The sequence below is a fragment of the Pseudomonas sp. ADAK21 genome, assembly GCF_012935735.1.
Lineage (GTDB): Bacteria > Pseudomonadota > Gammaproteobacteria > Pseudomonadales > Pseudomonadaceae > Aquipseudomonas > Aquipseudomonas proteolytica.
The window spans coordinates 2,373,776-2,387,865 of the sequence record NZ_CP052857.1; the positions used below are offsets into that span (position 1 = coordinate 2,373,776).

Consider the following 14,090-nt stretch of genomic DNA (forward strand, 5'->3'; position numbering starts at 1 on the left):
CCCGTTTTCTCATCTATGGCTACAACCGAGTCGAGCCTGGCACCCATTTAGGGCCTGAGCATTTGGGATACCGAACAGCTACTTTCGACCCAAAGACGTCGCTCGGATTAGCCACGAAATCGAAGACGGGTCAATGCTGGGCGCGCGAGCCTCGTTAAATCGGCCCCGCTACATTCATACGACTCAACGGCGCCGTTGGCCAAAGGCAGAAATCAGTTAAAAGTGGCCGCTGGAGGTACGTCAAAAATAAATCTGTCCCGATTTTCGGTTTGTCCCGATTTTCGACGCTGAGCAGCCGAATAAGAGGTGTAAGGGGTCGTTAGAGTAAGCGCCTCGTCCCTGTACGTTGTTTCAAATAGTTATTAGTTTTTGAATACCGCAAAGAACTCTTCGAACCCTGTTGTTGTAAGAGTTTTATGTATGCGAGGCATGCCGTCTTTACCCAGTGGTGCAACGCCTTTACCGTTTAACCGCCTCTTTTCTTGAAGATGTTCTTGTAGTCGGTCAACTGACATCCAATAATCGCATGTCTCCTGATCTGGAGATCGGACGATACTAAAATATTTACCATCCCTCTCTCCGGCTACAGGATAATGATGAACGGACTCACTCAACCAGTATAGCTTTGAGTCGAGTGTGGCTATCCATGTGTCTTGGGGTTTTCCATAAAAATACTCTTGGGAGAATTCTAGAGCACCTCTTATATACTTTAGATCTTGCACGCCATTAAAAATATTTATGAAACGCTGTTTTGGTTTTGAGTTTCCACTCATAAAGTTTTCTTTAATATGCTCAATTTTGTCATTGAGGGCTTTGGAATACTTGAGTTTTTTATCACAGAAGCAATATTTAGCTATTTCGGCTTCCACGGCGCTAAGCATGTCTATATCGCCACATACACGAGCTAGGTAAAGTTCAAATTTTTCGACGCCAGATAGATTGTGATGTTTGGCGCTTATGATGTGTATCTGCATGAGTGAGAAGAGTGAAACGCTATAAAGGTACTGTTCTTCTATGCTAAGTTCCGAAAACTCATACGCCCGTGTTCGCTCTTCTTCGTTCAGTGTATTTCTCGTTGCGGTTGGATGATCGACCATTCCGGGACAGAAAATCGATAAAAAAACCTCATAGATCTCAAAGCTAAGCTTCTTAAATTTCGGGTGGACTTCACTTAGTGCAAGTCCCGGCGTAAGGCATAAACTTTCAGATGGGCAAAGGTTGATGAAGTTTATGAGTCTGGTCAAGTCAAAGTCATTAGGGCTGTGTTTTCGTAGAATAACATCTTCCATTCTTATTAGGATGTTTAGATCAAGAAGTAATGTGGTTTCAATTCCCCTGCGTTTGTTTTCCGCTACTATATTTGGAGTGAGTCTCGGAGAGCTGTCTGTTTTTCTGCAAGGTTTTATAAAGTGTAAAGTATGCTTGCTCATTTGTTTATGGCCTTGGCGCTGCTTGGTCAATTAAGGTAACTAATATTTTGCCGTAATATACGTATGTTGCTTCAGCATCTGCATTGATCTCAGTTCGCCAATTCTCGCCATCAACCGTCGGATGCAGCTGCTCACTAGCGGTAGTTTACAACCCCAAACGGTAGCTCACCAATGCCACTTTAGACGTGAGGAGGAAAAGGGGCAGATCTATTTTCGGTTGCCAAGGCAGCTTTTGCCACAAGCGGCCAGCCGTATGTATTTACAAAAGCATGGGTGAGTCAAAGCATGGGGATCTATGCTTTAACCCACTTGACCTTGGCGCCAGTCGATTCATCTAACCTGCGGATCAAGTTCCTATCTTTCATTCCACCAAAAATAGCAGTGGCCTGTTCCGGAGACAACACTCCTGCCAAGTCGCGAAGCTGTGCGTTGTTAATCGAGCCGTGATTCTCAATAAATGTTAATACTAAATTTTCAGCTGGCTTATTGGGTCTGTGATACAGCGTTACTATTACGTAGTTGTCAACTTGCTGGACAACGGGCTCAACAAAGCCGAAGTCCCGCATCCGCTGAAATGCTGTGTTCATACCTTCGCCAAGATCTTTATTTGGCGTGGACCTGTATTTAGAAAGCAATCTGACTAACTTTGGATTTCTAGAGGCTCGATTATCTAGAATATTATTAACCGTCACCAGGCCTGGTAGCCGCCCGGGGCTTTTTATTTCAACTCTATTGTTGAAAATACTAACTAATACGTTATCGGAAATCGAATAATCTCTGTGAATTACCGAGTTTACCAAAATTTCCCAAAGCGCCTCATCTGGAAAACTTATAGGTTGGTATCCATTTAATGACCATGCATTGCATTTATCTAGCATTTCCTTAACTTTCTTTAAGGCCTCGGAGACCTGAAGATGCAGGGGGGCCTCAATGCTAAAGATATCGGAGGTTAAAGCATCTCGGTCGATATCATCTTTTTGAGTGTCGTACCTGACAATTCTAATCGCACACTGAGATCTCATCAGCGCTGAGGGGTTTTCGGAGAAAAGAAGTACCGAGGAGGTTTTAGGGATCCATGTTTCAGGATTAAACAGGTTTTCCTGAAGTAAAAAATTCAGTGGGTCCTTATCGGTTATTGGTAGTTGTGCTATAAAACTAGTTAGTGCAGAGCTTTTTTCTATATCTTCAATCCTAGCATTTTCAACGTCATTATCTTCTGCTGATATCTTGCCTTTGGCATAAGCTAGTTCCATCAGTTTTGCCGCACCCCTTACAATCAAAGATTGGGCACCTTTCCTTACATAGACGGACTTATCGGATGCCTCATGCACTTCCAATCCTTTACCTACAGAGATTTTAAGAACATAATTTCGACTCATTGACTTACGCTTCAAAAAAGCGTGCTTAAAATCAACGGTTGGATTTAAGCGAATAAGTGCGTCCAAATGCTGATTGTAAGCTTCTCTTGAATCGGCCCCGACCCAACGTTTCAAAGGGTCCGGCTCATGTTTTTCGTCTTTTATCCCGACTAAAACCTCACCACCGTCCGAGTTTGCGAATGCGACTACAATTTTCTCAAGACTTGCTGGTCTGATTTCAAACGCCTTACGATCGAAAAAGTCACCCTCGTCTTCCGTGCAATAGAAGTTCGCTTCTTCGTCATCAATTTCACGCAACATCCTAGATTCCTTCTAGCTAAGGTTGACTTGGTATGATGACATATGGCCACTGTGAATGCTCCGTACTTCTAGTATCTGGGCTGACAACGAACGGATTCAAAGGCAGGGCGTATACAGTCGAGGTGAATTGGGAAAGACTTCGTGGACACTCTTGACTGCTTTTGGCCGTTTTCTGACCTTCGTTTAGCGGTTGAACTGCCAGGTTTTTCCTAGACGATGAGTGAGTAATTGCAGGGTCAGCAAATAGTAATAGCGCGTCGATTCAGTGTGCTGGTTTAGGTGGTGATTCAAAAACCACGCAAGGTGTTTTCTCTTCCAAGTCCATGGATTGTCGCGTTGCCAGCGCTCAGCGATTGCGGTTTGGATAGCCTTCGCCTGGCGCAGGTGACGTTGGCGCGTGGTATGCGACCCGGTCAAGACGCCGGAGATGAACAGCTCCATATCGAATGCCGTGCTCATGCGCGGCCACCAATGTAAGCCGATATCACGTCGATACGACTGTGCCCCAGCTCATAGCTGATTTGCACTCGGGCATCCTGATCTAGGCGTCGGTCGAGTTGATAGCAATGGCCACTTTTGATGGGGGCGGGATGATGGGTGATTTGCTCATAGCGTTCGCACGCATAGGCTGCCCGCAATTCGTGGAACCCTTTGAGGTTGTACTGATGGAGGATGTTCCGTGCAGGACGGACGATTCCCCGTTGGAAATCGAGGTAGGTTTCGTTCGGTGCAAGTAGGTTGCGGCTACCGTCAGGCGAGACATGATTGGCGAATGCTAGTGCACCGCGGATGTGATCGTTCACCGTAATCCAACGAGGTGCTGACGCGCCTGAACGGCCACCTTTGGTGCCGTCCTGGATGTTGATCTTGCCGAATTGTTCGGCTTCACGTTTTAGACGCGGAAGGTCGGCCAAAATCGCCTCGCGCAAGCGCATGCCAGTAGCTCGCGCTAACTGCGCGATGGCGGCGGCGCGCGACTGCTGATGCTCGCAGAGCACGTTGACGATCCGCTTCAGGTGGTCATGGTTTTGGCCTTGGGGCACCGAGTGACGAACACTGGTGCGCCGCATTCCCAACGCCTTGCTCGGACTTGCCACCTTCACATACTGATCTCCGCGAAGCGCAGCCATAGTCCGGTTAACGCTGGATAATCGATTTTGCGCAGTGGTGATGGCGAGCTCACCTTGTTCAACGTGGTGACGCAGATGTTCGGCATAGTCCCGCAGGGTCTGTCGATCAATTTGCCGAGCATCGTTAAACCCCGGCCCATCCTCCGAGCGACACCAGCGCACAAACGCCTGCCAGCGATCACTGTGTGCTTTGACGGTCCCGTAATGTCCACCGCCAAACAGATCTTTCAATGCCTGTGGCCCGGCATAGCTCAACTGCCGACCATAGCCAAAATTGCGTCCATCTCGCCTGCCCACCAATGCCATGATCGAACTCCTCTCGAAGCCAAACCTTTTAAAACTTTCCCCACGTCATCCCGCCAAGAATGTTGAGTGTTATCAGGGATCAAGGCCCCTGCGACCTGTGAGGGTTGTCCACTAACGCGGGACTGACGGCTCTTTACGACCGGGAGCTTGGGCATCTCATGATCTGGCCTCCTGAACACCGATAGTGGTGGGCGGGTGGAGGCTGCACTGGCTGACGAGAGCAGCGCCGCGAGATCCTGAGTCGGGTGAAGGCAGTGATGCGATTACCGGGGCGTGCCTGACTGTCAGTCAGGTGCAGTCCATTCCTTGGGCTGCGGCACCATCATCTGCATCGCTGTTGCTGGTGACTTCGGTGTTTGTCACGCCGATTGTCACGAGGGGAATGCCGCAAAGCCTTGTCCAAGTTGGGCTGCAGCAGCGGTAGGAGCGCCCGTCTCTTTCCGGAAGAAAGAGACGGGCGCAGGTTGGCGCAAGGAAATGGCCAAGCGGGTAGGTTGCTGCAGAACAGCTAGGAAGGGGTGTGAGTTGCCGCAGTGGGCACACTGGTAAAAGTAGGCATCCATCACATCGCTGTGACCGTGCGAGCCGCCGGACGCTAATCGCACTTTGGGTGAACCACCACGGTGTGGCGTAGCCTTAAAGGTTCTGGCTACCTGGGTTGCTGTCAACGACAGCGCTTTGCCCGATCTTTTCTACGCCTGTGGATAATTCGGGTCAAGGCTCGAATTTTCGGGGATTCTGCGGCTGTGGATGAAATTATCCACCGGTGGAAATCAGTGGTTTTCCACAGACAGTTGCGTGGGCTTTAGATTTTTTAAGTGAGGTCCATCCAAGCAGGGCGGCTTTGCAGCCCTGCTTGGATGGACCCGCGTGGAAGGGCGGACTGCGGTGATCTCACAGGCTTACCCACGTTTGGATGCGCCACGGCTATTTTGTAGGGCCGTGATGTTGTCGCCGACTGGGTGAGCGAATTCGTGTGGCGTCACATGCCCATGGCGGTTGGCGTCGATGTAGTTGCTCCACCACGCCATGATCAGCCGGCGCTGCTCCAGAAATTCAGCTTTGTGGATATACGCGGCGCGCACGCGGTTGCGTTCCTTGTGGCTCATTTGTCTTTCGATGGCTGCGTCGGTCCATAACCCGGACTCCAGCAGAGCGCTACAGGCCATGGTCCTGAAGCCGTGGCCGCACACGTCCTTGCTAGTGTCATAGCCGACGTTACGGAGCATGGTGTTCACCGTATTCTCGGACATGGGCTTCCAGTACTTGTGGTCGCCCGGTAGCACCAACTCTGAAAAGCGACTGAGGCTTCGCAGGCGCTCCAGTATTTCGATGACCTGCGGCGATAGCGGAACCATTTGAATGTCGCCGTTCATCTTGGTCCCACGTGTGGAGTTGCGTACCCCTTCAATCGGTGCGCGCGTATCGGGAATTTCCCACATGGCGCGTTGTAGGTCGAACTCACTCCATCGAGCGAAGCGCAGTTCGCTGGAGCGGACGAATACATGCAGAGTCAGTAGCACAGCAAGGCGCGTTAGCTCGCGGCCGTTGTAGTTGTCGATACGGTGTAGCAATTCGGGTAGGCGGTTGAGGGATAGGGCCGGACGATGGATTGTGCGTGGCGCGTGAATCGAGCCTGCCAGATCCAGTGCAGGATTCATGGTGATCTGCCGAGCCCTTTTGGCCCCGCGCATGATGGTGGATAAGTAGTTCTGTACCCTTAACGCCACATCCATGGTGCCGCGTTCCTTGATGCGCTGGGTGATCTCTAGCAGGTCATGGGTATCGAGTTCAGCGATGGGTCGTTGGCCGATCAACGGGAAGACGTGGGTACGCAGTCGGCTCATCACGGTTTTTGCGTGTCCTTCGGTCCAGCGACGGGACATGTCGGCGTGCCACTCCAGAGCAACGGTTTCGAAAAGCAGTGCCGCCCGCTGGGCTACGATCTTGGCCTTCTTCTTTTCTTCCATTGGATCGAGGTTGTCTAGCAGCAACGCCTTGGCTTCGTCTCGCTTACGTCGTGCGACGGAAAGGGTAACGATGGGGTAATTGCCGATGATGAGCGTACCTTCCTTGCCGCTGGGCTTGGTGTACTTCAAGCGCCAGGTCTTCACGCCATTGGGTTTGACGAAAAGGTACATGCCTCCGCCGTCGAACAGTTTGTAGGCGCGTTCGCGGGTTTTGGCCGTGCGGCATTGCAGGTCGCTGAGGGGGATCGCTAGACGTGGCATAGGGGTACGCGCTCCTGACCGGGAAATCGCAGTACCCCTAACATACCCTCGGGGAAGGGGGATTTTGTTGGATCCCGACAGAGGGTCTTGGAACGAAAAAACCCGCCAAAGGGCGGGTTTTCGGGGCTTCCAGAGCATTCGGTGGAATGCAATGGAGCCTAATGTGGTGCCGGCACCAGGAGTCGAACCCGGGACCTACTGATTACAAGTCAGTTGCTCTACCAACTGAGCTATACCGGCGTGTTAGGGCGACGATTATAGCGATTGAAAAGGTTCTGTAAACCCCTGAATTCTGACTATTTTTCAGAACCCGGTTTTTCCCCTTCTGGTCGTGCGTTCCAGCGGTTTCGCGAAGGCTGATGAGGGCCTGTGCCCAGGCCTTGGGGTGGCGTGAGGCTTGATACGCAGAAGGTATCAAACCGCCCCTTGATCAGTATTAAACAACACCGTTGTTCGTTGTTAAGTTGAGGTGGCACTCAATGAGGAAAAGCCCATGAACTTCGCAGGAAAAACCGCCGTTATCACCGGTGCAGGCCGTGGCTTGGGTTTTGTCTACGCACAGGCGTTGGCCCGGCGCGGGGCTAATGTGGTGGTCAGTGATATCGGCGCCGATCACCTCGGTTCGGGGGGCGATAATGCCGTCGCCGAGGATGCGGCGCGGCGTCTGCAGGCTCAGGGGTTGAGGGTGGTTGATCATCAGGGTGACTTGTCCAGCGAGCAGGGTTGCCGGCAGTTGGTCGAGGTGGCCATCGCCGCATTTGGTCAGTTGGATATCCTGATTCATAACGCTGGCTGGGTGGGGTATCAAGCCATTGAGCAGGCGGACGCGGCGTTTGTCGGGCGTGCGCTGGATATCAATGTCTATACGCCCATTTGGCTGTGCAAACATGCCTGGAAATACCTCAAGCAATCGGCGGCGGCGCGGGTGGTGCTGACGTCTTCTGATCGGGCGATGTACCAGCAATATGCCCAGCCCGGTCTGGTGGCCTATGCGGCCGGGAAGATGGCGCAGTTGGGCATCATGAATGCCCTGAGTATGGAGGGCGCTAAAGACGGGATTTTGGTCAATGCGGTCTCGCCGGTGGCCAAGACGCGCATGTGGGGGGTTGATGGCGAGCCGGATAATCTCAAGCCTGAGTGGGTAGCGCCCGGGGTGGTGTTCCTGGCGTCGGGGCAATGCCAGGACACCGGCTACATCCTGCGCGCCAGCAACGGTCAATTTACTGCGACGCGGTTTGTCGAGAATCCGGGGGTGGACTATCCCGTCGAACTGGCGCGGGTCAGTGCGTCCAGTGCCGAGCAGGTTGCGCAGCAGTGGGAGCGGATAAAAGAAAGCCACTAAATTGACGTTTGGCCGTTCGTCGCAATCACTATGATAAAAAACACCAAAATAATGACACCCCCCCTAGTCCTGTCACACACTGCGTGAACAACAAGTGCGCCCATGCCCAGCAGGAGGCGCCGTGACAAGGGAGGATGGGCTGTGAGCCAGGACGACGAACGTTTTGCAAAGAATTTTGCCAGTCATGATCAACCGATGACGTCGACGCTGCAGTTCTTCGAAGATACCCCCCTCGACGACGCGCCTTCCCCCACCGAACAACCCCATCCCACCGTCATGCCAGCCTGCCGAGCGCAGGTTGTGGTGCTGGTATCGGTCAATGGTGGTGTGGGGCGTAGCACCCTGGCGACGGCGCTGGGCAGTGGCTTGCAACGCCTGGGGCGGGCGGTGACGGTCCTGGAGCTGGACCCGCAAAACGCCCTGCACCTGCATTTTGGCCTGCCCCACGACAGCCCGGGAATCGGTCGTGCCAGCTTGTGTAATCAGGCCTGGGATCAACTTGTCCAGCCGGGCTTCTGCGGCAGCCGGGTGCTGGTGTTTGGCGAGACCGACATGCAACAGCAAGAAGACCTGCAGCGCTGGCTCAAGCAAGACCCGCAGTGGCTGGCGCAGCACTTGTCGCACCTGGGGTTGGGTGAGGAGGACACGGTCATCATTGACACTCCCGCCGGCAATAACATTTACCTGCACCAGGCATTGCACGTCGCCCATACCGTGGTAGTGGTTGCCCTGGCAGACGCGGCGTCGCTCGGCGCGCTGGAGCAGATGCAGCGGTTGCTGGCGCCATACCTTGCGCGCCCGTCGGCGCCGCGTTGCCACATGTTCGTCAATCAACTGGACGACGGCAGCGCCTTCAGTCTGGATATGGTGGACTTATTCAAGCAACGCCTTGGGGAAGATGGCCTGGAAGTGATCCATCGCGATCCGCATATCAGTGAGGCGCTGGCCTTTGGCGAGGACCCTCTGGAGAGGGATGCTGCGAGCATGGCCTGTGACGATATCCATGTGCTGTGCCAGCGATTGGATGGCGCTTGAACCACGTCTTATACGGCTAACCGCAGATGCTTATGCACAATCTGTTGGTTGTACAGGTATGGAAACAGTCATTTTGTGGAGCTGTTCTCATTACGCTGCAACTGCCTGTTTTGTGTGCGTTTTATTTTGTGAACAAAAAATGACCAGTCAGCATTTTGGCCTGTGGAGCCCGTAGATGCGGGGGCTTCAAAAAATCCATCAACAGACTTATCCACAGGTCGCCCTGCCCTTTAATCGCGCTCGGCGAGCACCATCAGGTTGCGCGGTGTCAGGGAGGTTTCGCAGAAGTGGCCGACTTGAGCCTTGTAGCCGTTTTCTTGCAGAAACAGTGCCCGATCCAGCACCAGCCACACTTCCAGTGGGCGGCGAAACAGGCCACGCACCAACTCCAGGTTTCGTACCTGCGCCAGGCGTTGCCAGCCGTGCTGCTCCAGGGTTGGCCAATCCTGTTCGCCTGTGGATAAACCCTTGAGCGCCGCCAGGTGCCGGCAGTAATCAGCGAAGGGCCGCGTCAGCCATTCGCTGGGCAGTGACGGCGTGGGCAGGTACTCATCACGCCCGCGCAGTTGCCGCTGCAGTTGGTCGAAGCCCAGGCGCCGGGCCATGGAGGTGTCGCGTTGCAGGCGCACCCGCGCGCCAGCGGTGACGGTTTCGCTCAGTGGCAGGCCAAGATCTTCCCGTGATAAACGCAGTGCCGAAGCGCGGGCCGGGGCCGACAGCGCCTGGTACTGCTCACTGCCGATGCGGTTGTAACAGCAGGGCGCCACGGCCAGGTGCTGGCAGCCGGCGGCGCTGGCCAGTTGCAGCAAACGCACGTGCAGATCGCCGCAGGCATGCAGGGCAACCGGGGTGTGTTCGCGGGTGAGGTGCTGCGCGGCGGCCTCGGCCATCACATCTTGCTCGCGATGCAGCGCCGGCAGTCGATGGTGATCACTGAGGGCTTTGCCGGCGGCAACCAGCGCGGGATCGTATTCCAGGCAGGTCAACTGCTGCCCCGGTTGCTGCAGGCGACGGCCGAGGTGGCCTTTGCCGGCGCACCAGTCGAGCCAATGGGCGGGGCGCCGGGCAAACTGCAGGGCGGCGCCAAACGCCTCGATCTGCTGCCATTTGCGCCCGGGTACATCCACATTCAGGCGCGACGGCGGCGTATGCAGTGCGCCTGACGGTAACTTATCCACAGCACTCAAGCGCGCGGCCAGTTGCGCCCAGTGGGGAAACGGCGCCGGTGCTTGTAGTTCAGTGGGCAGGTTGTGGCTGCTTTCGGCCTCTGCCAGCGAGCGCTGGCGCAGCCATTGGGCCAGTTGCGGATGCTGGGTTTCCCAGGGCAATTGCAGATGGGTAAAGGGCCGTGGTCGCCACAGCCCTTGATGTTCGCTGAGGAACGCATCCAGTGCGAGGAAGCGTTCCAGCAGGCGCTCGCCCGTCAACCCGGTATCAGCGGCCCTGGCAGGCATCGACCCGCAACCAGCGTTCCAGCAGTTTGAAGCCACGCACCAGTACATAGGCCATCAGCAGGTAGAACATCCCGGCGGCAAAGAAGATCTCCACCGGCAGGTAGGTACGAGCAATGATGGTGCGGGCCATGCCAGTCAGTTCGAGCAAGGTCACGGTACTGGCCAGGGCGCTGGCCTTGAGCATCAGGATCACTTCGTTGCTGTAGGCCGGCAGGCCGATGCGCGCGGCACGCGGCAGGATGATGTAGAACAGCGCCTTGGGTTTGGACATGCCCAGCGCCCGCGCCGCTTCGATCTCACCAGGCGGGATGGCCTGGATCGCGCCACGCAGGATTTCGGCAATGTAGGCGGCGGTGTGCAGGGTCATGGTGACGGTGGCGCACCAGAACGGGTCCCGCAGGTACGGCCACAGGGCGCTTTCGCGCACGGCATCGAACTGCGCCAGGCCGTAGTAGACCAAAAACAGCTGCACCAGCAGCGGTGTGCCGCGGAAGAAGAAAATGTAGCAGTAGGGCAGGGTGCGCACGTACCACAGGCGCGAGGAGCGGGCGATGCCCAGGGGGATCGCCAGCAGCAGGCCGGCGATCACCGCGATGGCCACTAGTTCCAGGGTCAGGGTCGCGCCCTGGGCCAGTCGTGGCAGCCACTTGATGATCACGGCCCAGTTCAGGCCCAGGTCGAAATGCGACAGCCAGCTATAGTCGCCGTTCATTGCGTGCTCCTCGCAAAGCCGCGAGCGGCGCGTTTTTCCAGGAAGTACATGCCGGCCATGGCCAGGACGGTGAGGCCCAGGTACATAAAGGCCGCGACCATGAAGAAGGTGAAAGGCTGCTTGGTGACGGTCACGCCGATTTGCGCGTGGCGCATGATTTCTTCCAGGCCGATCACCGAGACCAGCGCGGTGTCCTTCATCAAGATCATAAACAGGTTGCCCAGGCCCGGCAGGGCGATGCGCCACATCTGCGGCATGATCAGCCGGGTGAAGATGCGCAGCTTCGACAGGCCCAGGGCAACGCCCGCTTCACGGTGGCCCTTGGGGATCGCCAGGATCGCGCCACGGAACACTTCGGTGGCGTAGGCGCCAAAGCACAGGCCCAGGGCGATCACCCCGGCGGCGAAGGCGCTGAGCGACAGGTCGGGGTTACCGAAAAACTCCCCCAGGGCCCGCATCATATTGACCGTGCCGAAGTAGATCAGCAGCACCCACAGCAGTTCGGGAATGCCCCGGACAATCGTCGAGTAAGCGCCGCCAAGCCATTGCAGGAACTTGTACGGGGAAGTCTTGGCCAGGGCGCCGGCCAGGCCGAGCACCAGCCCCAGGCATAATGCCGTGAGCGCCAGTTTGACGGTCATCAGCGCGCCGGCAGCGAGTGCGGGGCCGAATCCGTAGAGATCGAAATTCATGGTTTTTTCATATCGCGCAAGGCATTGCGAAAAGCCGGCGCGCTCATGCGAGCGCGCCGGACTGGCCCATCAGGATCATTCGATGCTGAAAGGGAAGTACTTGTCGTTGATCTTCTTGTAGGTGCCATCGGCCTTGATTTCCGCCAGGGCCTTGTTCAGGCGCTCGCGCAGTGGGTCGCCTTTACGCACGGCGATGCCGATCTTGTCGCTTTCTACAACCGGATCGCCTTTGAACTCATAGGCCGAACCGTCTTTGCTCTTGAGCCACTCGTACTGCACGTACTTGTCGGCGAGCATCCCGTCCAGGCGGCCGGAAGTCAGGTCGAGGTAGGCGTTTTCCTGGGTGTCGTAGAGCTTGGCGGTGGTGTCTGGCAGTTTGTCTTCCAGGTAGGTACCGGCCAATGTCGCGCGTTGTGCACCGATGATCTTGCCTTTGAGGTAGTCGGCGTCGGTCTTGAAGTCTGTCGTGGTTTTTGCCGCGATGAATTGCAGCTTGTTGGAGTAGTACGGGTCGGTGAAGTCAACGGCTTGCTTGCGCTCGTCGGTGATCGACAGCGACGACACCAGGAAGTCGAACTTCTTGGCGTTCAGGGCCGGGATGATGCCGTCCCAATCCGAGACATACACTTCGCACTTCTCGACTTTCATCTTGGCGCACAGGGCGTCGCCGATGTCTTTGTCGAAGCCGACAACGTTGCCGCTGGCGTCTTTATTGTTGAAGGGCGGGTAGGCCGCTTCGATCCCCATTTTCAAAGTCTCGGCCATGGCCGTGGCGCTGAATGCCATGGAAACGGCGGCGGCCAGGAGGAATTTTTTATAGTTCTGCATGCATGTTGCTCCGTTAGCGGTTGCTGGACATGAATTGTTTGCAGCGCGCCGAAAGCGGGTTCTCGAACACCTGCTGTGGCGATCCTTGCTCTTCGACCAGGCCCTGGTGGAGGAACACCACTTCGCTGGACACTTGGCGGGCAAAGCCCATTTCGTGGGTGACCAGCAGCATGGTGCGGCCTTCTTCGGCCAGCGCGCGGATCACATTAAGTACTTCCTGAACCATTTCCGGGTCAAGTGCCGAAGTGGGCTCATCGAACAAAATGACCTTGGGTTGCATCGCCAGGGTGCGGGCAATGGCCGCACGTTGCTGCTGGCCGCCGGACAATTGCGCCGGGTAGGCGTGGCGCTTGTCACCAATACCGACCTTGGCCAGCAGCGCCTCGGCTACTTCGATGGCTTCGGCCTTGCTCTGGCCGAGCACGCGGCGTGGGGCCTCGATGATGTTGTCGAGGATGCTCATATGTGGCCAGAGGTTGAAGTTCTGGAACACAAAGCCGATTTCGCTGCGCAGGCGATTGATCTGCTTGCCATCGGCGGCCATCAGCTCGCCGTTTTTCGCGGCCTTGAGCTTGAGCTCTTCGCCGGCCACCAGGATCTGGCCCTGGTGCGGGTTTTCCAAGAGGTTGATGCAGCGCAGGAACGTGGACTTGCCGGAACCGGAGGAGCCCAGGATCGAGATCACATCGCCGTCGCGAGCGGTCAGCGAGATGCCTTTTAGCACCTCCAGCTCACCATAGCGTTTATGCAAGTTGCGGATTTCAAGCGCGGGCGCGGCCAAAGCCATGAGCGGTCCTCATTGTGTTCATTGCGTTCCTGCTGTTGGGTCGCCTTCCTGGCGTGGCGCCAAGCTAGCATAGCGTTCGGATGACAGCCAACAGCGCCACGGGCGTAAAACAGACAGTGTGTGACAGGTTGTCGCATCGGCACAGCAGCGTGTCGCGCCATCAACAACCGAACAGCCGTTTTAACCGATAAACCCGTGGCAGTCGCGTAAAAAAGGGCGCGATGGTGCCAGCTTTGGTCGGGTGTTGGAAGGGTTAAACGGGTAAACGGTGCCTATCAGCCCTTTAATTGGGCGTCACTTACTTTCTGTGTGTGTTTTTGGTGCGCTCATACGTTCTGGAAGTGAGTCGGCTGGTAACGTTGTGGCGGATTGCCAGTAATCTCAATGGCTTGCGAGTGCTAGAGGATTGTCCTACAGGCCGCGTCAATCTTGGCTTTGTAACATTTTGGCGCAAATCTTGCGTA

Annotated in this window: 12 protein-coding genes and 1 tRNA gene; 2 read left to right on the forward strand and 11 right to left on the reverse strand. The window is 55.6% G+C overall.

The features are described from left to right. Positions 1-362: 362 nt before the first annotated feature. The 6 genes from HKK57_RS10765 to HKK57_RS10795 all read right to left on the reverse strand — a co-directional run bounded on the left by HKK57_RS10765 (position 363) and on the right by HKK57_RS10795 (position 7,016). Positions 363-1,430 (reverse strand): hypothetical protein, encoded by a 1,068-nt coding sequence (locus HKK57_RS10765; protein WP_169390140.1) that lies wholly within the window; start codon positions 1,428-1,430, stop codon positions 363-365. Between the two features lie 293 nt (positions 1,431-1,723). Further along, positions 1,724-3,109 carry an ATP-binding protein gene (locus HKK57_RS10770; RefSeq protein ID WP_169390141.1) on the reverse strand — a complete coding sequence of 462 codons (1,386 nt, stop codon included), beginning with the start codon at positions 3,107-3,109 and terminating at the stop codon, positions 1,724-1,726. A gap of 183 nt (positions 3,110-3,292) precedes the next feature. Next, positions 3,293-3,568: a hypothetical protein gene (locus HKK57_RS10775; RefSeq protein WP_169390142.1), complete on the reverse strand. Its 276-nt coding sequence runs from the start codon at positions 3,566-3,568 to the stop codon at positions 3,293-3,295. Next, on the reverse strand, positions 3,565-4,545 hold the full coding sequence (locus tag HKK57_RS10780; protein WP_169390143.1) for an integrase domain-containing protein: 981 nt from the start codon (positions 4,543-4,545) through the stop codon (positions 3,565-3,567). Before HKK57_RS10780 ends, HKK57_RS10775 begins: the two co-directional genes overlap by 4 nt. 902 nt (positions 4,546-5,447) lie before the next feature. Then, positions 5,448-6,776, reverse strand: coding sequence for a tyrosine-type recombinase/integrase (locus tag HKK57_RS10790; protein ID WP_169390144.1), 1,329 nt, complete (start codon positions 6,774-6,776; stop codon positions 5,448-5,450). 164 nt (positions 6,777-6,940) lie between these two features. Beyond that, positions 6,941-7,016: transfer RNA gene (locus HKK57_RS10795), tRNA-Thr, on the reverse strand. Between the two features lie 253 nt (positions 7,017-7,269). On the opposite strand from HKK57_RS10795, the gene HKK57_RS10800 reads away from it, so the two are divergent. Continuing rightward, positions 7,270-8,118, forward strand: coding sequence for an SDR family NAD(P)-dependent oxidoreductase (locus HKK57_RS10800; protein WP_169390145.1), 849 nt, complete (start codon positions 7,270-7,272; stop codon positions 8,116-8,118). A gap of 141 nt (positions 8,119-8,259) precedes the next feature. Next, positions 8,260-9,153, forward strand: a complete 894-nt coding sequence (gene bcsQ / locus HKK57_RS10805) for a cellulose biosynthesis protein BcsQ (protein ID WP_237150397.1) — start codon at positions 8,260-8,262, stop codon at positions 9,151-9,153. A 230-nt stretch (positions 9,154-9,383) separates the two neighbouring features. Here the strand turns inward: bcsQ and HKK57_RS10810 are convergent, their stop codons facing one another. The 5 genes from HKK57_RS10810 to HKK57_RS10830 all read right to left on the reverse strand — a co-directional run bounded on the left by HKK57_RS10810 (position 9,384) and on the right by HKK57_RS10830 (position 13,626). Then, complete coding sequence (locus HKK57_RS10810) at positions 9,384-10,607, reverse strand: methyltransferase (protein WP_169390146.1); 1,224 nt, start codon at positions 10,605-10,607, stop codon at positions 9,384-9,386. Beyond that, positions 10,588-11,277 (reverse strand): ABC transporter permease, encoded by a 690-nt coding sequence (locus HKK57_RS10815; RefSeq protein WP_029295855.1) that lies wholly within the window; start codon positions 11,275-11,277, stop codon positions 10,588-10,590. The genes HKK57_RS10810 and HKK57_RS10815 overlap by 20 nt, the downstream gene beginning before the upstream one ends. A 38-nt stretch (positions 11,278-11,315) precedes the next feature. Beyond that, positions 11,316-12,011 carry an ABC transporter permease gene (locus HKK57_RS10820; RefSeq protein ID WP_029295857.1) on the reverse strand — a complete coding sequence of 232 codons (696 nt, stop codon included), beginning with the start codon at positions 12,009-12,011 and terminating at the stop codon, positions 11,316-11,318. Between the two features lie 75 nt (positions 12,012-12,086). Continuing rightward, a complete protein-coding gene (locus tag HKK57_RS10825) occupies positions 12,087-12,839 on the reverse strand; it encodes an ABC transporter substrate-binding protein (protein WP_169390147.1) in 753 nt (250 codons plus the stop codon). Between the two features lie 13 nt (positions 12,840-12,852). Continuing rightward, positions 12,853-13,626, reverse strand: a complete 774-nt coding sequence (locus HKK57_RS10830) for an ABC transporter ATP-binding protein (protein WP_029295861.1) — start codon at positions 13,624-13,626, stop codon at positions 12,853-12,855. Positions 13,627-14,090 lie beyond the last annotated feature (464 nt).

Bases quoted from the DNA above. Each gene is read 5' to 3' on its own strand.
- HKK57_RS10775 (WP_169390142.1), bottom strand. From the start codon at position 3,568: ATGAGCACGGCATTCGATATGGAGCTGTTCATCTCCGGCGTCTTGACC.
- HKK57_RS10820 (WP_029295857.1), bottom strand. From the start codon at position 12,011: ATGAATTTCGATCTCTACGGATTCGGCCCCGCACTCGCTGCCGGCGCG.
- HKK57_RS10825 (WP_169390147.1), bottom strand. From the start codon at position 12,839: ATGCAGAACTATAAAAAATTCCTCCTGGCCGCCGCCGTTTCCATGGCA.
- HKK57_RS10765 (WP_169390140.1), bottom strand. From the start codon at position 1,430: ATGAGCAAGCATACTTTACACTTTATAAAACCTTGCAGAAAAACAGAC.
- HKK57_RS10770 (WP_169390141.1), bottom strand. From the start codon at position 3,109: ATGTTGCGTGAAATTGATGACGAAGAAGCGAACTTCTATTGCACGGAA.
- HKK57_RS10830 (WP_029295861.1), bottom strand. From the start codon at position 13,626: ATGGCTTTGGCCGCGCCCGCGCTTGAAATCCGCAACTTGCATAAACGC.
- HKK57_RS10800 (WP_169390145.1), top strand. From the start codon at position 7,270: ATGAACTTCGCAGGAAAAACCGCCGTTATCACCGGTGCAGGCCGTGGC.
- HKK57_RS10790 (WP_169390144.1), bottom strand. From the start codon at position 6,776: ATGCCACGTCTAGCGATCCCCCTCAGCGACCTGCAATGCCGCACGGCC.
- HKK57_RS10810 (WP_169390146.1), bottom strand. From the start codon at position 10,607: ATGCCTGCCAGGGCCGCTGATACCGGGTTGACGGGCGAGCGCCTGCTG.
- HKK57_RS10780 (WP_169390143.1), bottom strand. From the start codon at position 4,545: ATGGCATTGGTGGGCAGGCGAGATGGACGCAATTTTGGCTATGGTCGG.